This window comes from Nonomuraea sp. B19D2 (assembly GCF_040137845.1).
Classification (GTDB): Bacteria; Actinomycetota; Actinomycetes; order Streptosporangiales; family Streptosporangiaceae; genus Nonomuraea.
The window spans coordinates 1-21,278 of the sequence record NZ_JBEFAK010000049.1; the positions used below are offsets into that span (position 1 = coordinate 1).

The 21,278-nt window shown below is 69.0% G+C and carries 18 protein-coding genes and 1 pseudogene; 10 read left to right on the forward strand and 9 right to left on the reverse strand.

Features of this window, described 5'->3' with window-relative positions; genetic code table 11:
- From prs to ABN273_RS48800, 4 genes are all read right to left on the reverse strand, one after another.
- Positions 1-525: ribose-phosphate diphosphokinase (gene prs, locus ABN273_RS48785; protein ID WP_349456472.1), on the reverse strand; the 525-nt coding region annotated here is incomplete at its 3' end.
- Between the two features lie 79 nt (positions 526-604).
- Positions 605-1,024 (reverse strand): CBS domain-containing protein, encoded by a 420-nt coding sequence (locus ABN273_RS48790; RefSeq protein WP_349456473.1) that lies wholly within the window; start codon positions 1,022-1,024, stop codon positions 605-607.
- Between the two features lie 300 nt (positions 1,025-1,324).
- The gene (locus tag ABN273_RS48795; RefSeq protein ID WP_349456474.1) at positions 1,325-1,744 is read right to left on the reverse strand and encodes an archease; all 420 of its coding nucleotides are present in this window, start codon (positions 1,742-1,744) and stop codon (positions 1,325-1,327) included.
- Between the two features lie 20 nt (positions 1,745-1,764).
- Positions 1,765-2,103, reverse strand: coding sequence for an RtcB family protein (locus ABN273_RS48800; RefSeq protein WP_349456475.1), 339 nt, complete (start codon positions 2,101-2,103; stop codon positions 1,765-1,767).
- On the opposite strand from ABN273_RS48800, the pseudogene ABN273_RS48805 reads away from it, so the two are divergent.
- Positions 2,103-3,428 (forward strand): annotated as a pseudogene (locus ABN273_RS48805) (Tn3 family transposase); the annotation flags it as partial. The gene ABN273_RS48800 and the pseudogene ABN273_RS48805 sit on opposite strands and share 1 nt — an antisense overlap.
- A gap of 171 nt (positions 3,429-3,599) precedes the next feature.
- On the opposite strand, the gene ABN273_RS48810 reads toward ABN273_RS48805, so the two are convergent.
- Positions 3,600-4,472: a universal stress protein gene (locus tag ABN273_RS48810; protein ID WP_349456477.1), complete on the reverse strand. Its 873-nt coding sequence runs from the start codon at positions 4,470-4,472 to the stop codon at positions 3,600-3,602.
- Between the two features lie 256 nt (positions 4,473-4,728).
- Between ABN273_RS48810 and ABN273_RS48815 the strand changes: the two genes are divergently transcribed.
- The 7 genes from ABN273_RS48815 to ABN273_RS48845 all read left to right on the forward strand — a co-directional run bounded on the left by ABN273_RS48815 (position 4,729) and on the right by ABN273_RS48845 (position 11,964).
- The gene (locus tag ABN273_RS48815; protein WP_349456478.1) at positions 4,729-5,208 is read left to right on the forward strand and encodes a cation:proton antiporter regulatory subunit; all 480 of its coding nucleotides are present in this window, start codon (positions 4,729-4,731) and stop codon (positions 5,206-5,208) included.
- 4 nt (positions 5,209-5,212) lie between these two features.
- Complete coding sequence (locus ABN273_RS48820) at positions 5,213-6,376, forward strand: cation:proton antiporter (protein WP_349456479.1); 1,164 nt, start codon at positions 5,213-5,215, stop codon at positions 6,374-6,376.
- A gap of 40 nt (positions 6,377-6,416) precedes the next feature.
- A complete protein-coding gene (locus ABN273_RS48825) occupies positions 6,417-9,143 on the forward strand; it encodes an HAD-IC family P-type ATPase (protein WP_349456480.1) in 2,727 nt (908 codons plus the stop codon).
- A gap of 27 nt (positions 9,144-9,170) precedes the next feature.
- Complete coding sequence (locus ABN273_RS48830) at positions 9,171-9,740, forward strand: universal stress protein (RefSeq protein ID WP_349456481.1); 570 nt, start codon at positions 9,171-9,173, stop codon at positions 9,738-9,740.
- Positions 9,730-9,993 (forward strand): universal stress protein, encoded by a 264-nt coding sequence (locus tag ABN273_RS48835; protein WP_349456482.1) that lies wholly within the window; start codon positions 9,730-9,732, stop codon positions 9,991-9,993. The genes ABN273_RS48830 and ABN273_RS48835 overlap by 11 nt, the downstream gene beginning before the upstream one ends.
- A gap of 222 nt (positions 9,994-10,215) precedes the next feature.
- Positions 10,216-11,154 (forward strand): tyrosine-type recombinase/integrase, encoded by a 939-nt coding sequence (locus ABN273_RS48840; protein WP_349456483.1) that lies wholly within the window; start codon positions 10,216-10,218, stop codon positions 11,152-11,154.
- 126 nt (positions 11,155-11,280) lie between these two features.
- On the forward strand, positions 11,281-11,964 hold the full coding sequence (locus tag ABN273_RS48845) for a CBS domain-containing protein (protein ID WP_349456484.1): 684 nt from the start codon (positions 11,281-11,283) through the stop codon (positions 11,962-11,964).
- 115 nt (positions 11,965-12,079) lie between these two features.
- Here ABN273_RS48845 and ABN273_RS48850 read toward each other — a convergent pair whose 3' ends face one another.
- Positions 12,080-12,322 (reverse strand): hypothetical protein, encoded by a 243-nt coding sequence (locus tag ABN273_RS48850; RefSeq protein WP_349456485.1) that lies wholly within the window; start codon positions 12,320-12,322, stop codon positions 12,080-12,082.
- Between the two features lie 151 nt (positions 12,323-12,473).
- Here ABN273_RS48850 and ABN273_RS48855 point away from each other — a divergent pair, with 151 nt between their 5' ends.
- Positions 12,474-15,020, forward strand: coding sequence for a cation-translocating P-type ATPase (locus ABN273_RS48855; protein WP_349456486.1), 2,547 nt, complete (start codon positions 12,474-12,476; stop codon positions 15,018-15,020).
- Positions 15,021-15,325: 305 nt separating this feature from the next.
- On the opposite strand, the gene ABN273_RS48860 is transcribed toward ABN273_RS48855, so the two are convergent.
- From ABN273_RS48860 to ABN273_RS48870, 3 genes are all read right to left on the reverse strand, one after another.
- Positions 15,326-16,189: a universal stress protein gene (locus tag ABN273_RS48860; RefSeq protein WP_349456487.1), complete on the reverse strand. Its 864-nt coding sequence runs from the start codon at positions 16,187-16,189 to the stop codon at positions 15,326-15,328.
- A 329-nt stretch (positions 16,190-16,518) separates the two neighbouring features.
- Entirely contained in the window at positions 16,519-16,803 is a 285-nt protein-coding gene (locus ABN273_RS48865; RefSeq protein ID WP_349456489.1) for an Hsp20/alpha crystallin family protein, read from the reverse strand.
- A 241-nt stretch (positions 16,804-17,044) separates the two neighbouring features.
- Complete coding sequence (locus ABN273_RS48870; protein ID WP_349456491.1) at positions 17,045-17,473, reverse strand: sigma 54 modulation/S30EA ribosomal C-terminal domain-containing protein; 429 nt, start codon at positions 17,471-17,473, stop codon at positions 17,045-17,047.
- Positions 17,474-18,221: 748 nt separating this feature from the next.
- On the opposite strand from ABN273_RS48870, the gene ABN273_RS48875 reads away from it, so the two are divergent.
- Positions 18,222-20,888 (forward strand): cation-translocating P-type ATPase, encoded by a 2,667-nt coding sequence (locus ABN273_RS48875; RefSeq protein WP_349456492.1) that lies wholly within the window; start codon positions 18,222-18,224, stop codon positions 20,886-20,888.
- Positions 20,889-21,278: the final 390 nt, after the last annotated feature.

A 21,278-nucleotide genomic window follows, 5' to 3' on the forward strand; every position in this document is an offset into this window, starting at 1 on the left:
CGACGGCCCGCACGACTTCGGCCCGCAACTCTGGTGGATATATTCTCGGCTTCTTCGCCACGTGCTTCCTTCCCGGACTGCCTCTGACCCTACTTGGGTCCGGGTCCGGAAGGTTCGGGGCACCTCATCCAGCGCCACTGTGTGCGGATCGACCACGATCAGGCGCCACGTCCTGACTGAAGCAAGCGCTTCGGCGACAACACGGACCCCGATCGCCTGCCCGGCCCGGTCACGACGGTCCTGACGGGCATACCCGAAATACGGCAGGACCGTAGTGATCCGTGCCGCACCTGCCCGCCGGCAGGCATCGACCAGCAACAGCAACTCCATCACGTGCTCGTTGACCGGCGGACCCGTGGGCTGAACCACGTAGACGTCCGCGCCCTGCAGTCCATCCACGACTGGCCGGAGCTCACCGTCCGGAAACCGCTCCACCACCGCCGAAGCCGGCTCCTTACCCAGCTCCTCGGCGACGGAATCGGCCAGCGCGGGGTTGGCCGATCCCGCCACGATCTGCAGAGTCATTGCTGTCCACCTTCGCTGATAGCGGGGCATCAGGCCGACCGCGCGACCACCTCTACCGGGTTTCCCACTGACTACCTAGTCACGGCCTTGCGCAGATGCTCTCCACGAAGTGGCCGACCGTCTGCTCGGGCAGATGCCTGGCCAGGTCCGCCTCGCTGATCACGCCCGCGAGCCGGTGCTCGTCGATGACCAGCAGGCGGCGGATCCGGCGCCCCTCCATCTTCTCGAGCACCTGCTGGATGTCGGCGTCCGCCTCAACGGTGATCGGTTTGCCCTGGGCCAGGTCTCCCGCAAGCACCGTCCTGGGGTCGCCCCCGGCTGCGATGCGCTTGAGCACAATGTCCCGGTCGGTGATGATGCCGTGGAGCCGGTCGCCGTACCCGCAGATCGGCAACGCTCCCACGTCCAGCTCGCGCATGCGCTGCGCAGCGGCAATGAGAGTCTCCTGCTCTCCGATGCACTCGACGCCCCGATGCATGATGTCCCGTGCCGTCGTCACGATTACCCCCTCCCGAGTAGTTCATCCCCTCTTGAACTATCCATCCCCTTCTGGGTCACTTACCCCCTCGCCTTCGCCACTACCAGGCATGACGATGAAGGGCCCGAGAGTCCTCAACCCCAGGGCGGAGGCAGGCTCGGTTGGATTCCACGCCGCTCCCTTGCGCCGGTTCCCGCGGCCGGCCAGCCGGCGCAACTCGACCAACTGTTCGTCGGTCGTATCCAGGCCGCGGGGCAGTGACGCCCGGATACGAGGTGGCCTGCGCATCTATACCAGCCAAGGGTCGACGGCCCTATGGCATCACACGTCCAGGGTCACTGTGCAGGTCCACTGGCCGGCACGGTGTTCGAAGGTCAGCTGGTGCAGGGCGACAGCCTTAGGTACCGCTCCGGTCTGGGGGACGGTTGTCAGATCGGCCATGGTCAGATGGAGGCTCAGACGGTTCTCCTCCTGTTGGGTCGCCACGTTGATCGGGATCTGTCCGGTGGTGTCCATCAGGTAGATGACCTCATCCAGGACGGCTACCAACTGATCTTGAGGTTCGCCGGGACCGACGTGAAGGTCGCACTCGCTGCCGGCTGCGGCGCCGCGCAGGTCAAGGAAGCTGTCCGCCATGCCGAGCACTGCCTGGGCGATGCATTCCCCGGTCGTCGGCGCCCAAGCCTGGATACGGGTGTCGGCGGTGTGAGGGAGGGTGCGGTGTCCGGCGTCGGCGTTCATCGGCGTTTCCTTCTGCTCGTTCAGCCTTTGACGACACCGAGGGGCACCAGGCGGGCGACCTTGCGGCACAGTCCTGCTCCTTCACTGGCTGTGACGACGGCGTCGACGTCCTTGTAGGCCGAGGGCGTCTCCTCGGCCAGCCCTCGCCAGGTCGCCCCGCGTACGACGATGCCCTGCGCCTCCAAGCGGTCGCGCAGTTGCTCGCCGGTGATGGAACGCGCCGCCTGGTGGCGACTTTGGGTACGGCCCGCGCCGTGGCAGGTGGAGTGGAACGCCTCACCGCGGGGAACTCCGGTGAGCACGTAGGAGGCGGTGCCCATGGTGCCCGGGATCAGCACGGGCTGGCCCGCCGGCACCACGCGGTAAGGGCAGCGATGCCGAGGCCGAGCGGCTGGCGGCCGAGATCGAACGGCGCATGCCCGAACGCTCACTGCTGTCGATCGTGGCGCGTACCGCCCACTGGCTCACCTGGTATCGCCACTTCGGCCCTGCGTCCGGCTCCGACCCCAAGATCAAGGACAAGCTGGGGCGGTACTCGCTGGCGGTGTTCACCGGCGGCATCAACATCGGCCCGTACGAGGCGGCCAAGCACATCGCCGGCGTCACCGCCCGCGAGCTTTCCATGGTCCGCAACCGGCACATCACCCTGAAGAAGCTGAACGCCGCGGATGTGGTCAACGCCTTTGCCGAGCTGGACGTGGTCAAGGCCTGGGGGGATGGCAGCACGGTGGCCGCCGACGGCACCCAGGTGGACACCTACATCGATAATCTCCTGGCCGAGACCAGCATCCGGTACGGGGGATTCGGCGGCATCGCCTACCACTACATCTCCGACACCTACGTGGCGCTGTTCTCCCGGTTCATCCCGTGCGGGGCGTGGGAGGCGGTGTACCTGATCGAAGGGCTGCTGGCCAACACCTCCGACATCCAACCCTCCACCGTGCACGCCGACACCCAGGGCCAGAACTTCCCGGTCTTTGCCCTGGCGACGTTGTTCGGGTTCGACCTGATGCCGCGCATCCGCAACTTCAAGGACCTGATCTTCTTCCGCGCCTCGGAGAAGATCATCTATTCGCACATCGACCAGTTGTTCGGTGAGAGCGGCCGCAACGTGATCGACTGGAAGCTGATCGACAAGCACTGGGTCGACCTGATGCAGGTGGCCATCTCCATCAGCGAGAGCCGCCTGTCCTCGGCCACGCTGATGCGGCGGCTGCGGTCCAACTCCCGCAAGAACCGCATCTACAAGGCCTTCCGGGAGGTCGGCCGTAGCGTGCGCACCGTCGCCCTGCTGCGGTATCTGGCCGACCCGGCGCTGCGGGCGCGCGTCACCGCGGCGACCAACAAGGCCGAGTCCTACAACGGATTTTCCAAGTGGCTCGGCTTCGGCGGGGTGCTGGCCGACAACGACCCCGAAGAGCAGGAGAAACTGATCAAGTTCAACACGCTGCTGGCCAACCTGGTCGTCTTCCACAACGCCCTGGACATCTCCGACATCGTGCGGCAGCTGGTCGCTGAAGGCTGGCAAATCACCGCCGACCAGCTCGGCCAGATCGCCCCCTACCTGCGGGCCCACATCAGCCGCTTCGGCGCGTACGCCACCGACGAACTCCGCCATCGGCCAGATCCGTTCGACCCTCTGCTGAAGGAGGTCGAGTTCGCCGACGTCGAGCTGGCCGCTTGATCGCCCGGCCACGTCGTTGGCGTGCGTTGCTGGAGCGGCGCGTCATCTGGCCGCCCGCAGTCCAGCCGTTTCTGTTTCGTGGTGCAGGGCAACGAGCAACATGATCCGCTCGGGGCGGTCGGCGCGGAGCGCCGGCTGCGCGGGCGCTCCGCTCTTGGAGGGGCTCGAACCTTACTTGGATCCTTCGTGAGGTCGAGGTACGACTATGACGGGCCGATGGGCGTGGTGCAGGGTCGCCATCGCGACGCTACCTGTGAGGATTTCCCGCACCGCCGAACGCCCCCGCGATCCGACGACCAGCGCCGCCGCACCGCGGCTGCGAGCACACGAGCCCAACGCCTCGGCCACCGCGCGCCCGGATGCGCCGGAGCCGCTGGCGACATCAAGCCGGTCCACGGTTTTGCCCCCGGTCTGCGATTGGCTGCCTGCAGGTGACGGGATGTCCGCACCGTCCACGGAAACGATCACCATGTTCCGCCCTGGAAGCAGCCGCCCCGCCGCCGCGAAGGCGGCTTCGGCACCGGGCGAGCCGTCCCAGCCGATGAGCACCGGCCCGTGCGCCAGCGCCGCCTGCTCGGCGCTCAGCAGTGGGTGGGGCACGACCAGGACGGGGCGGAGCGTGTAGTGCACCACCACGTCCGAAACGCTGCCCAGGACCGCCCGGGCACCACCGAGGCCATGCGAGCCAACAAGGACCAGGTCGGCGTCCAGCTCCTCGGCGAGTTGGGCGAAATACAGTCCCTCGCCGCCATAGACACGCCGCACCAGCGGCTCTGCGTTCCATCCGGTGGTGCGCGCGAGCCTGACTCCTCTGTCAGCGAGTCGGCGGGCCTCGGCTTCGCCTTCGCGCTCGATCGCCTCGATGAACTGATGGATGTCGGCGGCGCCCGTCCACAGCCTCCGGCGCAGGCTCTCGCTGGCGAACGGTGGCGTCCACAGGTGCGTGATCCACACGTGTGCCTGCGGGAAGAGCGCCGCACCGGCATCGATCGCCGCGGCCGCGGCCGGGGATCCGTCATAGCCCACGATCACCCGTATCGCCATCGTCAGGCCTCCTTGGCATCCTGCTGGCTGTCGAACCGGATTGTGCCCTCAGCACGGCGGCCTCCACCGGCTTCACCGTGAGCAGCACTGGAACCAGACACCGACGATGGGCAGCCTTGGGCATGTTTTGCCCGAAATTGACCCTTTTGCGACTCGCGGCCAGACCCGATTCAGCCACAAGTGCGCTCGCCCTGACGGAACGGTTGCCGACGATGACGTCCCGCAGAAGGCGTCTGCCTGCGGCGATGATGGCTGCATGGATGTGAACGAGGTGCTCTTGCCGGGTGTCGGACTGCGGTATGAGTTCACCACGCACGCGGGGGACCGGATCGGCGTGGTGGCCCGGCGCACGGGCGAGTTCGAGGTGGTCGGCTATGGCGGCGACGACCTGGACGAGGGCAGGCCGCTGTTCCGGCTGGACGAGGACGAGGCCGAGGCGCTGGCCCAGATCTTCGGTGCGCCGCGGATCGCCGAGCGGTTCGCCGACCTGACCCGGGAGCTGCCCGGGCTGAGCTCTGAACCGGTGAGGGTCGCTCCGGGCTCGCCATATGTGGATCGGCCGCTGGGACACACGCGGGCGCGCACCCGCACCGGCGCCTCGATCGTGGCGATCGTGCGCGGTGAGGACGTGATCGCCTCCCCCGGCCCCGAGCAGGCGTTGCGGGCCGCAGACGTGCTGGTGGTGGTGGGCACACGAGAGGGTATCGACGGCGTCAAGCGGATCCTGCGGGGCTGAGCGGGTGCACGTCTCGATCGCGCTGCTGCTGGAGCTGGGCCTCATTCTGATCGTCCTCAGCGCCCTGGGAACCCTGGCACGCCGGGTTACTCTGTCGCCGATCCCGCTTTACCTGCTGGCCGGACTGGCGCTCGGCGAGGGAGGCTTGCTGCCCGTCCCTGCCGCCGGACAGTTCGTACAGGCAGGGGCCTCCATCGGGATCGTGCTGCTGCTGCTGGCCCTGGGCCTGGAATTCTCCACCGCAGAGTTCACCACGAGCATGCGTCATCACCTGCCTTCAGCTGGTGTGGACCTGGTCAACGCCGTTCCCGGCGCTGTGGCGGGCTGGTTGCTCGGCCTGGACGGCATCGGTGTTCTGGCGTTGGGGGGCGCCACCTTCATCTCCTCCTCGGGGATCATCGCCCGATTGCTGAGCGACCTGCGGCGGTTGGGCAACCGTGAGACACCGTCGGTGCTCGCGGTGCTGGTGCTGGAGGACTTCGCGATGGCCGCCTACCTGCCGGTGCTGGCCGTGCTGGCCTCCGGCGGCACCTGGTGGCAGGCCATGGCGGGCGCGCTGGTCGCGGTCGGTGCGGTGCTGGCCGCGTTTGCCGTCTCCTCCCAGTGGGGGCACCACATCGGGCGGCTCGTGGAGCACCCGGACAACGAGCAGCTGATGTTGCGCATGCTCGGGCTGACCATGGTGGTCGCGGCGCTGGCCGAGTACGTGCACGCCTCGGCGGCGGTGGGCGCCTTCCTGGTCGGCCTCACCTTGACCGGGCCGACCGCCGACCGTGCCCGCGCCGTCATCGAACCGCTGCGTGACCTGTTCGCCGCGGTGTTCTTCGTGGCCATCGGCCTGTCGGTGGCGCCCGCCGGACTGCTGCCGGTGCTGCCCGCCGCGCTCGTACTGGCCGTGGTCACCGGGCTGACCAAGGTGCTCACCGGCCGGTACGCGGCCTCCCGCGACGGGGTTGGCCCGCGCGGGCGGCTGCGCGCGGGCGCCGCGCTGATCGCCCGAGGCGAATTCTCCATCGTCATAGTGGGTCTGGCCGGGGCCCAGCATCCCGTCTTGGCGCCGCTGGTGGCCGCCTACGTGCTCCTCCTGGCCGTGGCAGGGCCACTCATCACCCGCTTCGCCGGCACCCGGCCCACAAAGCGACCTTCTGAGCAGCTACACGGGACCTAGGTCCCTGCGCCGACGCCCATGCATGCTGTGAACTGGGGTTATGACGCAGCCTGTTGTCGCGCGCTCCGACACCGTCCACCACACTCTGGTCCCGCACGAAGTGGTGCTGCTGCTGGAGACCGATCTGCACCATGGCCTGAGCGAGGGGGAGGCCGAGCTCCGGCTGCAACGCTTCGGGCCCAACGTGCTGCCGCAGGCCAAGAGCGCCGGTCTGCTGGTGCGCTGGCTGCGCCAGTTCCACCACCCGCTCATCTACATCCTGCTGGCTGCCGGGGCGGTCACCGGGTTGCTGGGCGCGGCGGTGGACGCCGTCGTGATCTTCGCTGTGGTGCTGGTCAACGCCGTGGTCGGAGTCATCCAAGAATCCAAGGCCGAGGCCGCGCTGGAAGGATTGCGGGCGATGATCCGTACGGAGGCCCGGGTGTTGCGCGGCGGGCAGGCTCGCCGCTTGCCGTCGCAGGATCTCGTGCCTGGCGATCTGGTGCTGGTGGAGGCTGGCGACAGGGTGCCCGCCGACCTGCGGTTGGTGCGGCTGGCCGAGTTGCGGGCCGATGAGTCGGCGCTGACCGGGGAGTCGGCCCCGGTGGCCAAGGACGAGATCGCTCTGCCGCGGGACACGCCGGTGGCCGACCGCCGCAACATGCTCTACTCCGGCACGATGGCCACCTCCGGCACCGGGGCCGGGATCGTGGTGGCCACCGGCGCCGAGACCGAGCTGGGCGAAATCCATCGCCTGGTCGGCACCACCGAGACCCTGGCCACACCGTTGACGCGCAAGCTGACCCGGTTCAGCAAGATCCTCACCGTGGGCATCCTGACGCTGGCCGCGGTCACCTTCGCCGTGGGGGCCGCACGGGGTGAGCCGGCGGTGGAGATGTTCACCGCTGCGGTGGCCCTGGCGGTCGGCGCGATTCCCGAGGGACTGCCGGCCGCGGTCACGATCACGCTGGCCATCGGAGTGACGCGGATGGCCCGGCGCCGGGCGGTGGTACGGCGCCTGCCGGCGGTGGAGACGCTGGGCAGCACGACGGTGGTCTGCTCCGACAAGACCGGGACCCTGACCGAGAACCAGATGACGGTCCGGGCCCTGTGGACCCCGGCCGGGATCGTCGAGGTAACCGGCTCCGGGTACGCGCCCGAAGGCCAGCTGCTCGATTCGGCCGGGCATCTGGCGGCGCCGGAGGAAAACGCAGCACTGTACTGGTCGCTGCTGGCCGGAGCCTGCTGCAACAACGCCGTGCTGACCTTCAACGCAGGGCAGTGGGCGCTGGTGGGGGACCCGACCGAGGGAGCGATGGCCGTGGTGGCGGCTAAGGCCGGACTCGACCGGGCTGAACTGGTCTCAGCGCACCCACGGCTGGCAGAGATCCCCTTCAGCTCCGAACGCCGCTACATGGCCACCCTGCATCGGCTGCCCGACAGCGGGCTCGTGGTCTTCGCCAAGGGCGCGGCGGAGCGGATCGCCGATCTGTGCGCGGGGCAGATGGACGCCGCCGGCGCCATCGATCCGCTGGACCGCGTCGCCGTGCTGGCCGCCACCGAGGAACTGGCAGGCAGCGGCCTGAGGATCTTGGGCACCGCCATGGCCCGACTGCCCGCCGACCGGATGAAGCCGGCCGAGTTCAATCCAGGCATGCTGGCCGACACGCTGGTGCTGACCGGGCTACAGGCGATGCTCGACCCACCGCGGCCCGCCGCCGTGACCGCCGTTCAGGCCTGCCATGACGCCGGGATAGCCGTCAAGATGATCACTGGCGACCACGCTGTCACCGCCGCTGCCATCGGCCGTCACATCGGCCTGCTTGCCGACGGCGGCCGGCAGGAGGGCAGGGTGCTCACCGGCGCCGACCTGGCCACGCTGCCGGACGAGAAGTACCCCGAAGCGGTGGAGCGGGCCACAGTCCTGGCCCGGGTATCGCCAGAGCAGAAGCTCCGCCTGGTCGAAGCCCTGCAGGCCCGCGACCACGTGGTCGCCATGACCGGCGACGGGGTCAACGACGCGCCGGCGCTGCGCCGCGCCGACATCGGCATCGCCATGGGCCGTGGCGGCACCGAGGTCGCCAAGGACGCCGCCGACATGGTGCTCACCGACGACGACTTCGCCACCATCGAAGCCGCCACCGAAGAGGGCCGCGGCGTGTTCGACAACCTCACCAAGTTCATCGTCTGGACCCTGCCCACCAACATCGGCGAGGGCATGGCCATCCTGGTAGCCATCCTGCTCGGGCTGACGCTGCCGATCCTGCCGGTGCAGATCCTGTGGATCAACATGACCACCGCGGTCGCGCTCGGGCTCATGCTCGCCTTCGAGCCCAAAGAGGCCGGCATCATGCGAAGGCCGCCGCGCGATCCCAACCGGCCGTTGCTCACCAGCGGCCTTATGGTCCGCATCCTGCTGGTGTCCGCGCTGCTCGTCGCCGGAACCTGGTGGCTGTTCGAATGGGAACTGGCCGGTGGGGCCGACATGGCCGAAGCGCGTACGGCGGCGGTCAACCTGTTCGTCGCGGTCGAGCTGTTCTACCTGTTCAGCTGTCGCTCGTTGACCCATTCCATGTGGCGAATCGGTCCCTGCACCAACAGGTGGCTGCTGGCCGGGGTGGGCGTGCAGATCCTCGCTCAACTGGGCATCACCTACCTGCCCGCGATGAACCAGGTGTTCCATACCGCGCCGATCTCGGTGGGGGCATGGCTGCATATCGGCGCGCTCGCGCTGATCGCCTCCGCTGTCGTCGCCCTCGACAAGCGGTTGCGTCGCCAGATCATGTGACAACCGACCGGAGGAAGGGGCTCGGCCATGAAGCGCATCATCGTAGGGTTCGACGGCTCGCACGGGGCAGCCGCGGCGCTCAGTTGGGCACTCGGTCAGGCTCGCCTGCACCACGCCGACCTCCTGCCCTGGACGGTCCTGCCAGAGCAGACAGACATGACCGCTGGCGACGATGTGGTCCTGGAGGCTCTGCGCCAAGCCGTCAAGGACATCAGCCAGGGCACCGCCGAGTTGCGCTTGAGGCGCGGCCAGCCGGCGGCCGAGCTCACCGCGGCCTGCACCGATGCCGATCTGCTTGTCGTCGGATCACGGGGCCGCTCCCCTGTCGCCGGGCTGCTGCTCGGCTCGGTCAGCAGAGGCTGCCTGCACCAGGCGCCCTGCCCGGTGACCGTCGTCCCGGACCGGCCGCGCCCCGCCCACGCGTACGGTCGAGTGATCGTCGCCCTGGACGGGTCGGCACCCTCCCGCCATGCTCTGCGCCTGGCGGCCGAGGAGGCCGCGCTGCGCGGCGCTGAGCTGCACGCCGTGCACGCCGTCTCCTGGGATCCCCTAGGTGCCGAACTGATCACTCCCGATATCGACGACCTTGCGGCCTAATGAGAGCTACCGGGTCGGCGAACTGGCCGAGGCGCGGGTCCAGGCCCGGCCCGTCGTCGTCCCCGGCCACCCCGCCGAGGTGCTGACCCGGCTCGGCTCCCAGGCTGACCTGCTCATCGTGGGATGCCGCGGTCACAGCCGGCTGGCGGGCATGCTGCTGGGATCCACCAGCGACTACTGCGCCCAGCACGCCCCTTGCCCGGTCGTGGTCGCGCCCAGCCCTCCTCCGGAGTCGCGGATGAGAGCAGGGTAGGACGCCCTCCGGCATGGGACACATCCCCTACACGATCCCCCAGCCTGGCCGAGGGACCTGCTCGGGTCAGCGGAGATGTACATGATAAGGGACTATCGCGGACATGAGCGATCTTGACCGTCCGCCGACCAGGCGATCCGCCTGGTCGGCTGCTACGCGACTCCGGCACGTTATCCGGTACGCCGCTCGGGCCGGAACAGCGCTCACCGCCGGGCGGCCGGCATGAGCTCGGCGCCGAAGGTCGCCGCCCTGCGCGGCGGGTACATCACCCTCGCCGAGGCCGCCGACGCCTTCCTCGCCACCTCGCGCACGGCCAATCCCAACACCCACCGCGCCTACGCCTCGGCCATCGACCGCGTCACCGCGCTGCTCGGCCGCGAGCGTCCGCTCGCCGAAGTCGCCGACGCCGAGATCGGCACCGTACTCGCCGAGTTGTGGGGCGCGAGCGCGTCGGCAACCTGGAACCGCAACCGCGCCGCCATCGCCTCCTGGCTGTCCTGGTGCCACGCCAAGAAGGACTGGGCCGCCCCGTCGGTCCCGGCTGACGCCGAACGCCGCAAGGAGAGCGCCGACGAGACCCGCGCGGTCGCGAAAACCACCATCCACCGGCTGCTGTCGCGCCGCGACATCCCCCTGCGGGAGCGGGCGCTGTGGCGGATGCTTTATGAGACCGCCGCCCGGGCCTCCGAGATCCTGGCGCTGAACGTCGAGGACCTCGACCTGGAGCACCGCCGCGCCCCCGTCCGGTCCAAAGGTGGCGTCGTCGAGTGGGTGTACCGGGACAGTGGCACCGCCCACCTGCTGCCTCGTCTGCTCCGGCTGCCTGACGGCACCTCACGTACCCAAGGCCCGTTGTTCCTCTCCGAACGGCGCCCCGTCCCGGCCCGCCGCCCGGCCGCCGCCGATATCTGCCCGCGCACCGGCCGCGCCCGCCTCGGCTACGACCGCGCTCGCGTCCTGCTGGAGAAGTACGCCGGGCTCGACCTGCACCAGCTGCGCCACAGCGCCGCCACCCACCTCGGCGAAGCCGAAGTGCCGCTGCAACTCATCATGGGCAAGACCAGGCACAAGAACCCCCGCACCGCCATGCGCTACGTCAAACCCGGCGCCGAAGCCATCGCCAAGGTCACCGAGGTCCTGGCACCCCGCCGTACCCACTGATCAGCGACTTCTCCTAGCGAGCCGAGGACACTGCCCCTTTCTCTCGTACTTGGTCTAGCCCCCTACCTGCGAGGGTGCGTCTCCCGCTGGGATGAGGGCAGGAAACGTCTCGAGGGAGGAGCCGCCATGCGAGTCACAGTCGAGGACATCATGACCACCGAGGTCGCCTCGGTCAACGGCAGCACCCCGTTCAAGGACATCGCTGAAGTGCTCATCGCTCACGGCGTCAGCGCCGTGCCAGTGGTCGACGCTGAGAACCATGTGCTTGGTGTGGTGTCCGAGGCGGACCTGCTGTGCAAGGAGGAGTTCCGCGAAGCGTACTACGCCGAGGGCTACAAGCCGCCGCTGCGTGCCCGGCTGCGCCACCGCCTGTCCGCGGAAGGAGCCGACGTCCGGCGCAAGGCCGCCGGGAACACGGCCGCGCAGCTGATGACCGCACCTGCCGTGACCGTGCCCGCCACCGCCTCAGCCGTGATGGCCGCCCGCCGGATGGACGAGCATGGCGTCAAACGCCTGATCGTCGTCGCTGAGGACGGCACGCTGCAGGGCGTCGTCAGCCGGCGCGACCTGCTCAAAGCGTTCGTGCGCGCCGACGCCGACATCGCCCACGAGCTCCGCGAGGACGTGCTGAAGCGTTCGCTACTGGTGGAGACCGCGGACGTCAGCGTCGAGGTGCATCAGGGGGTCGTGACGCTGAGCGGCTGCATGGACCGCCGCAGCCGAGCGCTGCTCGCCGTACGGCTGATCGCACGCGTCGACGGAGTGGTCGATGTGATCGACAAACTCCAGTGGAAACACGACGATACATAGGGCACATGATGACAAGCGGGAGAAGCGGCGCAGGAACTGGGCCACGTTCCCGGTCCCGGCATCGTCGGTATCGGCGGTGGTGCTCAGTCACGCGCACCTGGACCACTGCGGTTACCTACCCGCGCTCGTGCGGCAGGGCTTCGGCGGCACGGTCCACACCACGCCGCACACCGCGCGAGCGGTGGCCGTGATGGCGCATGAGCTTCTCGGCGCCGCCTGGGTGCTCGGTTGCCCGCTCGACCGGTGGGTGCGGCTCGCGCTCATCACGCAGGTGACGTTCCACGCAAGCTGGCCGATCCACCCGGGCGGGGTGGCTGAGCCTGCGCCACCGGGCAGCCGAGACGACCAGCCTCACCACCCTCGGCAACGTGTCCCTGCCACGCCTGCCGTCCGGCCTTGCCGACCGGGACCTTCGTCCCTGGGCTCCCGGTTCGTTTCCTGCGAAAACAGGTAGGCGAGACGATGCGGCGCCTCGGCCGGCCGGAGGACCGCGGATCAAGGAGGAAGACGTGGTGATCCCCACACGCTTCGGACTGTCGTCTGCGGAGGCGGCGGTCCGCCTGGAGCGGGATGGGCCCAACCTGCTCCCGCAGAAGCCGCCCGTCCCGCTGTGGCGGCGGGTGGCCGCCCAGCTTCGCGATCCACTGATCATTGTCCTGCTCGTGGCGGCGGCGTTGACCATCGCCACGGGCGACTGGACCAACATGGCCGTGATCATGCTCGTGATCGTCGTCAACACCTCTGTCGGAGTCGCCCAGGAGGTCCGCGCCGACCGGGCAATCACAGCATTGTCGCAGCTCACGGCCCCGGTGGCGCGCGTGATCCGCGACGGTTCCCAGACGGAGGTTCCGGCGGCCGAGGTCGTCGTGGGAGACCTGCTGATCCTGGCAGAGGGCGACATCATCGTGGCCGATGCCACGGTGGTGGAGTCGGCGGTATTGCTGGTCGACGAGTCGTCGTTGACCGGAGAGTCGGTGCCGGTGGACAAGGCCGACGATGATCCGGTCTCCTCGGGCACCGTCGTGGTCCGGGGGCGTGGCCGGGCAGTGGTCACCGCTGTGGGGGCGGCGAGCACGAGCGGCCGGATCGCGTCCATGATGGTCAAGGGCGCTGGTCTGACACCGTTGCAGCGGCGCCTGGTGGGTGTCGGCCGCCTGCTGGCCGGCGTCGCGGTGGCGCTGTCCGCGCTGGTGCTGGCGCTGGGACTGGTCCGCGGACAACCTGTCGAGTTGATGGTGGTGACCGCGATCAGCCTGGTGGTCGCGGCCGTCCCCGAGTCGCTGCCCGCGGTCGTGACCTTGAGCCTGGCATTGGGAGCTCGCCGGATGGCGACGCGCAACGCGCTCGTCCGCAGATTGCCCGCTGTGGAGACCCTCGGCGCGGTGACTGTACTCGCCACCGACAAGACCGGGACCCTCACCGAGGGTCGCATGGTCGCCCAGCGCCTCTGGACTCCCACGGGAGAGGCCACGATCACCGGCTCCGGATACGCGCCTGACGGCGAGGTCCTGCGCGACGACTCCCTCGACAGCACGAACCTCACCGATCTGCTGGCGGCGACCGCGCTCTGCAATGACGCCGGGTTGTCGCCACCCCAGGACCCCGGCGGGGAGTGGACGGCGCTGGGTGATCCGACCGAGGCGGCCCTGCTCGTCGCCGCCGCCAAGCTCAGCCTGGACCGCAAGCACCTGCAAGAGCGTTTCCCGCGGGTGGCCGAACTGCCTTTCGACAGCGAACGCAAGCGGATGAGCACCGTGCATCTCCTTCCCGGCGGACACGGGCGGGTGATCTGCAAGGGCGCGCCCGACGTGCTGCTCCACCCGCCTGTCCTGGCCGACGATCCGGCGCTGCTGGCGCGCGCCACCGAGCGCGCCGAGCAACTGGCCCGGGCAGGTTACCGAGTCCTGGCGGTCGCGAGCCGCGATCTGGCCACCGTGCCAGAAACAGCGCCAGAGAGCGGGTTGTCGTTGCTCGGGCTGGTCGCGATCCTGGACCCGCCACGTCCGGCCGCGAGCGCCGCGATCACCGCCTGCAAGCAGGCCGGCATCAGGCCGCTCCTCATCACCGGAGATCACCCGGGCACCGCTCGGGCCATCGCCACTGATCTGGGCATCATCGCTGCCGATGATCCGATCGTGGACCTCCGGAATCCTGGGATGCCAGACCATGCGAAGATCAGCGTGTACGCCCGCGCCACGCCCGGGCAGAAGCTCGAGATCATCGAGGACCTGCGCATTCACGGCGAGACTCTGGCGATGACCGGTGACGGCGTCAACGACGGCCCGGCGCTTCGACGCGCCGACATCGGTGTCGCCATGGGCAAACGCGGCACCGAAGTCGCTCGCCAGGCGGCCGACCTCGTACTCGCCAACGACAACCTGGACACCGTCGTCGCAGCCGTCGAGGAGGGCCGCCGGGTCTACGCCAACATCCGCCGGTTCCTGGTCTACGGCCTGTCCGGCGGAGCAGCCGAGATCGCGGTGATGTTGCTGGGACCGTTCGCCGGCCTCACCCTCCCTCTGCTTCCCGCCCAGATCCTGTGGATCAACCTGCTCACGCATGGACTGCCCGGCGTGGCCCTCGGCAGCGAGCCCGCCGTACCGGGAGCCATGGCCGGCCCACCGCGGCCACCCAGCCAGAGCATCCTGGGCGCGGGGCTGTGGCAGCGCCTGATCCGGATCGCCCTCGTCCTCACCGCAGTCACCCTTGGCATCGCCATCTGGGCACACCAGACCGGACGACCCTGGCAGAGCATGGCCTTCTTCGCCCTCGGCGCCACCCAACTCGGCGTCGCGCTCGGCTCCCGTACCCGGCCAGGCACGCTGGCCAACCCCATGCTGCTGGTCGCCGTCGCCGGTGCGCTCGTCCTGCAGCTCGCCGGGCTGTACCTCCCACCGCTCCAGGAACTGCTCAGCACCGAGCCGCTGGCCTTGGGCGACCTGCTGATCGTCAGCGCACTTTCGGTCCTTGGCTACGCCGCCGTCCGCCTCGACCGGGTCCTGCACCCGTCCCGCCCGCCGCGGCCCACCTCCGGGCGGTCCGCCCATGTCCATTGATCAGACCACGGTGATCGACGGCAAGTGCGACCTCGTGGCACGGCCGACGTTCGCCGCTCCTGATATCCGGCGCCTAGGCTGATCCGCCAAGATGGCTGAGCCTGTCCTGGAGCTCCTCGGTGAAGATCTCACCACAGGCATACAGCGCGACCAGACCACGCCGACGCCGTGGCCGTCGGGCCAGCGCCGTCGCCACGTGGGTCAGAGCGCCGGGATGCGGGCAATCGCCGACTCGGCCGAGCCACACCTTTGGCGGAGACTCCCCAGTATCGCGCCCGGCCACAATGTGGAGGTGCGGCGCTGAATCAAGGCGGCGGGGTCACCGCCACCGGGCATCGGGCTTCGGCCAGCGCGGTCTGAGTGACCGGTCCCAGCAGAAGGCAAGGGGGTGAATCGTTTCCTCGCGTGCCGAGCACGAGAAGCGTCGCGTTCTTCGTCGCGTCGATCAACACCCGCTGCGGGGGCTCGTCCACGAATTCCGTCGTGACAGCAACCTCAGGGTGTCTGGAGGTCAGATGGGACGTCACTTCGTGGAATCGAACCTCCGCTCCCGTTCGGATCGTCTGGGAGTCGACGAACGGCTGCCTGTCCGGCCCTGCCAGTGGCCCGTAATCTCGCCAGCAACAGATGGCTGTCACGGCACCGCCGCGGAGCGCGGCCTCCTCCAAAGCGAGACCGAACGCCGCCAGGCTGGCGGGCGAGCCATCGACACCGACCACGATCCGTGTCCTGTCACCAGTCGGCATCGCGTCAGGCCGGACCACGATGACCGGCCCGACGCTGTGCGCGGGCACCTGGACGGCGGCCGATCCCACCTGTAGGTCTTCGAAGCCACCTTGCCCTCGCGAGCCGAGCACTGTCAGCTCGGCCTCGCGTGCAGCCTGCAGGAGTACTGTTGAGGCCGTCCCTCTCGCCAATCTCGGCCGGACGTCCACGTCAGGGGCCAGGCTCCGAGCACGGTGTACGCCCCCATCCACCACATGGGCGGCGACCTTCTCGACCTGCGCCAGGACCTCCCGCTCCACAGGACGCAACGGATACGGCCACTGCCAGGCATGACACACCAGAACAGAGGACTCACGTAGCCGCGCCTCCTCGACCGCCCAGCACAACGCCAGCGTGCTCGCGGGTGACTCGTCGTAACCGACCAGTATGGGCCGTCCCATCATGCCTCTCCCGTAGAAGGGTTCTCCCCTCTTTAGTCGCATGGGCTTTCCCCTGCCTACTAGATGAGACTCACGGGTGATGAAAGTCTTGGTCGTCTTCTGACAATTCCGGCCCTAATGGTGACAAGCCGCCGATCGCGTGCTTCGTGCCCGGACGGGCAACGGCGGTAAAGGGTGCACGCGGATGACGCTCATCGTCAGGCGAACCGAGAACGAGCCAGTGGCGGCGGGTAGACGGCAGTCCCCCTCAAAGAGGGAGAGGGTAAAAGCGGCCGAAAAGCTGCAGTGGCCCCGTCGCCAGGACGGGATCTCCGCTCAGAGAGCCAGGACTGCTAGCCTGAACACCCCGGGTCGGCGGGTGCCTTGCTGTCTTCGTTCGCCGGCACAGTGGCCGATACCTGTTCGGGGTTGACCTCGCCGGGCAGGAGTACGCGCTGCTCGAAGCGGCCGGTGCTGCGCATGTGGTGGTGCGATCGGCCGGCCGTTTCTTTCTCCTTGATCTCGGCGGTCACCACCAGCTCCCGGTTGCTGATCTCCACGTCGATGTCGTCCTTCTTCACGCCCGGCAGATCGATGTCGGCGACGAAGGCGTCGTCGGTCTCGGTCAGGTCGGCCATCGGTGCCCACATCTTCCATCGGGCCGCCGAGGGTCGACTGGATCAGCTGCTCCATCCGTTCGTAGAGATCCTCTACCTGGGCGAACGGGTCAGCGTGGCCAAGTAGCGGGGTGACCTTTGAAAGGTCCGGTCATGCCTCTGCTCGTGCATCGGGGTGCGCAGTGCCGAGTTCGTGGCCGATCTCCGCAGTCGGCAGACCTTCCGACAGCAGGCGTGACCAGCGTCGAGGAGACCCGGCTGATCACCTGCTGGGAGTGATGAGGCCGTAGTGGCCGTCGTAACGGTGATAGAGGAGGCTGCCCCGCCCGGTACTGGCGTCGGCGAAGAAGATGAACGGCATACCGGTGGCCTCTAGACATTCCACTGCTTCGCTGACAGAGAGGACGGGTGCCGGAGCGGAGCTGACTGTGAGTGGGATCGACACCGGGCCCAGCCGGTAAGGCGCGGGTTCGACCTGCGCCAGTCGGTAACCGTCCCGGCTGTGGTAGATGACGCTGTCCTGGCCGGTCTCCGCCTCGGTGAACAGGTGGAAGTCGTAGTCGAGTTGCTCCATGTCGAAGGCTGCCTCGTCGGGCGTGGCCCACCAGCTCGTAGGCCTTGTGCCGGACGACTTCGCGCTTGCCGACGGGCCGAGGGAAGGAGGGCAGCGGGCGACGGTGCGGGCTGGCATGCCGCCACTTGTGGTCGGCGTCCTCTGGACGTCGCCCGCGCAGGTCCTCCCAGTCCCGGCCGGTGCGGCGCAGCCGGACTCGGAGCCGGTCGCCGAGCAGGCAGATGGCTTGGTGTATCGACTCGGCGACTCCTTGGGCGCGGATGAGCCGCCCGCTGACGTCGATGTTCGCCTGTGCGGTGCACGGACGGGCCACCGCTGGATCGGCCGAGGCGCTGAGCCTGACCCCGCGTGTTTCCACCTGTACCTCGCCGGGGTCAGGTGTGACGACGGCGTGCCTGCGGAAATCGACGGGGGCGGTGCGGATCGGCGGCACGGTCGAGTGGAAATTGCAGGCCATCGCGTTGACGGAGTGGGCCCCTGGTCGAGATGCCGTGGACAGGCGATCCGGGGGACCTTCGACAAGGACGATCTCTCAGCGTGCCGTCGGGATGTAGGTGGCTGGTGCGGCGGAATCGTGTCGGGCGTCGGTTTCCGGCCGTGTGTCCTACCGATTGGCGACCGCCAGCGGGAGGGGAGCACGTCAAGAACGCCGGCGGGCACGGGTCGCCGCCGCCACCGACGCTTCAGTCGGTGTGGAGACGCTACCGCTTGAATCAGCACGCGCCCGCGACGGTCGCTGGCTAGTGACAACTGATGGTGGGCAGTGTGGATGGGTATGGAGGATCGTCCGTCCGTCGAGTCAGCGGCGCGGGTTGCCGGCCAGTTCGCTGGTGGAGTTGCTGATCCGCGTGAACCGTTGCCGCTGTTGCGTAAGGAATTGGGGACCGGGCCTGGTGGTTTGTCGGGGCGGGAGGCAGCCCGGCGGTTGGCGGTGTACGGCCTCAATCAGGTGCGGCGGCGCGAGCGCACGTCGCTGGTCGGCGAGTTGACGCGTCAGCTGGCTCACCCGCTGGCGTTGCTGTTGTGGGCGGCGGGTGCGCTGGCGTTCATTGCAGGCATGCCGGTGCTGGGCTGGGCGATCCTGGCGGTGATCGTGGTGAACGCGGCGTTCGCGCTGTTGCAGGAGCGTCAGGCCGAGCGGGCGGTGGAGGCTTTGGCGGCGTATCTGCCCGAGCGCGCCAAGGTGATCCGCGATGCCCGGCGCCAGTCGGTGGAGGTCGGCCAGTTGGTGCCGGGCGATCTCGCGGTGCTGGAGGAGGGCGACAAGGTGCCCGCCGACGCCCGTCTGGTTGACGGGGCGGTGGAGGTGGACCTGTCCATGCTGACCGGGGAGTCGATGCCGGTGGAACGGGTCGCCGGCCCGGCCCGGGAGGGGGTGGCGTTGCTGAGTGAACCGAACCTGGTGTTTTCCGGCACGACCTGTGTCGGCGGGCAGGCCACCGGGATCGTGTTCGCCACCGGCGGGCACACCGAATTGGGCCGCATCGCCGCGCTCAGCCAGCGCACCCGCCGTCAGCCCAGTCCGCTGGAGATCCAGGTCAAAAGGGTGGCGTGGCTGATCGCCGTGGTCGCCATCGGCATGGGCGCGGTGTTCCTGCTGGTGGGCATGTGGGTGGGGCTGCCGCTGAGGGACGCGCTGATGTTCGCGATCGGGCTGCTGGTCGCCAACGTCCCTGAAGGGCTGCTGCCTACCATCACCCTGGCGCTGGCGATCGGCGTGCGGGTCCTGGCTCGCCAGGGGGCGGTCGTCAAACGGCTCAGCGCGGTGGAGACCCTGGGGTCCACGAACGTGATCTGCACCGACAAGACCGGCACGCTGACCCAGAACCGGATGCACCTGGAGGCGACCTGGACCCCTCAAACCGGCGTCGTCACCAATGGGGACCGGTTGCCACTGCCCGGCGAGCTGGCCCGGGTAATGATCGACTGCAGCACGGCCACCTACGACGAGGACGGCCGGTTGCAGGGGGACCCGACCGAGACCGCCCTGATCGAGGCCGCGGACGGCTCGGCGTTGGACGCCGGGACCGATGGTGCCGCCTCCGGGCTCGCGCACCAACTGGCCGATAGGGACGCCCGGCTTGTTGCGGTGTTCCGCTTCGATCCCCGGCTGCGGCTGATGTCGACCATCACCCAGGACGCTCCTGCCGGTGGGCGGGGCATGCGCATCAACGTCAAGGGCGGGCCCGAAGCGATCCTCGCGCGCAGCACGCTGGCTGAGGACGAGCGCGCGAGCGTGCTGGCGGCCGTCGGCCTGCTCGCCCGTGGCGGACTACGGGTGTTGGCGATCGCCACCCGCCAAATACCCGCCGGTGCCGCGCCACCGGCACGGCGTGAGGACGCCGAAACCGGGCTGCGGCTGATCGGGCTGGCGGGTCTGTACGACCCTCCGCGTCCGGAGGTGGCAGAGGCGGTGGGCCGCTGCCACACCGCTGGGCTGCGGGTCCACATCGTGACCGGTGACAACGGCGCCACCGCCGCCGCCGTCGCGGCGCAGGTCGGTATCGGTGTCCCGCGCCAGCACGTGGTCGCGGAAGCCGAGCGGCTCACCGACCGCCACCTGGACGAGTTTCTGACTGGTGATGCCGAGATCGTGTTCGCCCGGTCCTCTCCGGAGACCAAGCTGAAGATCGCTGACGCGCTGCGCGCGCACGGGCAGGTCGTGGCGATGACCGGGGACGGCGTCAACGACGCCCCTGCCCTGCACCAGGCACACATCGGCGTGGCGATGGGCCGGTCCGGCACGGACGTGGCCCGGGAGGCCTCCACCATGGTGCTCACCGACGACAACTTCGCCACCATCGTCACCGCGATCGAATCGGGCCGCCGTGTCTATGACAACGTGCGCAAGTTCATCTTGTACATCTTCGCCCACGCCGTCCCCGAGGTCGTCCCTTTCCTGATCTTCGCGCTCAGCGGCGGGCTGATACCGTTGCCGCTGACCGTGCTGCAGATCTTGGCCATCGACCTGGGCACCGAGACCCTCCCGGCGCTGGCGCTGGGCCGTGAACCCGCCGAACCCGGCCTGATGAACCGCCCGCCTCGGCCCGCCTCTCAGGGCGTCATCTCCCGGGCCATGCTCGTTCGTGCCTGGGGTTATCTCGGCTTGGTCTCCGCCGCGCTGGTGATGGCGGCGTTCTTCTACGTGCTGTGGAGGGCCGGCTGGCACCCGGGCGACCCTACCGGGCCCGGCCATCCGCTCCACCACGCCTACCTGACCGCCACCACGGCCACCTTCGCCGGACTGGTCACCTGCCAGGTCGGCACTGCCTTCGCCGCCCGCACCGACCACGCCTCCCTCCGCCAGGTCGGTCTTACCAGCAACCCGTTGCTGTTGGGCGGCATCGCCTTCGAGCTGGCCTTCACCGCCGCCCTGATCTACCTGCCCGCGCTACAGCACCTGTTCGGCACCGCCGCCCTGCCTCTCGACGTTCTCGCCATCATCGCGGTCTTCCCCTTCATCGTCTGGGGCACCGACGAGCTCCGCCGCTGGTCACTACGCCGTCACACGACCCAACCAGCGAGCCGCTGACCCGACGAGTTCGCGGCCCGCCTCGGCAGCTTCTTGAGCAGCAGCAACCACGCCTGTTCGACGAGACGAGCCCAGCCGACACCCAGAGTATCCCCCGGCACCTCATCTCCACGGCTCACGCCCACAGGCGCGAGGTCGGGGCTCTGCAGGCGGCCCAGCGACGACGGAACTTCGGCGCGCGCCGCGTTCAGCCGGCGCTTGCACGAGCGGCATCCGGCTCGACTGAGGATAGTGCGTAAAAGGCGTAGCGAGTCCGCGTCCCGATCCACCGGGGCGGGAGCGACGGAGCGGGTCCCAGCTGAAAGGGTCCCAGCTGAAAGGTCGTCTCCCGAGCCACGGCGTGCTCACGGTGACCGTACCGAAGGCCGAGAAGGCCAGGCCACATCACGT

What these genes read in the sequence shown, in the direction of transcription:
- ABN273_RS48795 (WP_349456474.1), bottom strand. Translation starts at nt 1,744, where the DNA reads ATGAACGCCGACGCCGGACACCGCACCCTCCCTCACACCGCCGACACC.
- ABN273_RS48810 (WP_349456477.1), bottom strand. Translation starts at nt 4,472, where the DNA reads ATGGCGATACGGGTGATCGTGGGCTATGACGGATCCCCGGCCGCGGCC.
- ABN273_RS48815 (WP_349456478.1), top strand. Translation starts at nt 4,729, where the DNA reads ATGGATGTGAACGAGGTGCTCTTGCCGGGTGTCGGACTGCGGTATGAG.
- ABN273_RS48825 (WP_349456480.1), top strand. Translation starts at nt 6,417, where the DNA reads ATGACGCAGCCTGTTGTCGCGCGCTCCGACACCGTCCACCACACTCTG.
- ABN273_RS48830 (WP_349456481.1), top strand. Translation starts at nt 9,171, where the DNA reads ATGAAGCGCATCATCGTAGGGTTCGACGGCTCGCACGGGGCAGCCGCG.
- ABN273_RS48840 (WP_349456483.1), top strand. Translation starts at nt 10,216, where the DNA reads ATGAGCTCGGCGCCGAAGGTCGCCGCCCTGCGCGGCGGGTACATCACC.
- ABN273_RS48845 (WP_349456484.1), top strand. Translation starts at nt 11,281, where the DNA reads ATGCGAGTCACAGTCGAGGACATCATGACCACCGAGGTCGCCTCGGTC.
- ABN273_RS48860 (WP_349456487.1), bottom strand. Translation starts at nt 16,189, where the DNA reads ATGATGGGACGGCCCATACTGGTCGGTTACGACGAGTCACCCGCGAGC.
- ABN273_RS48865 (WP_349456489.1), bottom strand. Translation starts at nt 16,803, where the DNA reads ATGGCCGACCTGACCGAGACCGACGACGCCTTCGTCGCCGACATCGAT.
- ABN273_RS48870 (WP_349456491.1), bottom strand. Translation starts at nt 17,473, where the DNA reads ATGCCAGCCCGCACCGTCGCCCGCTGCCCTCCTTCCCTCGGCCCGTCG.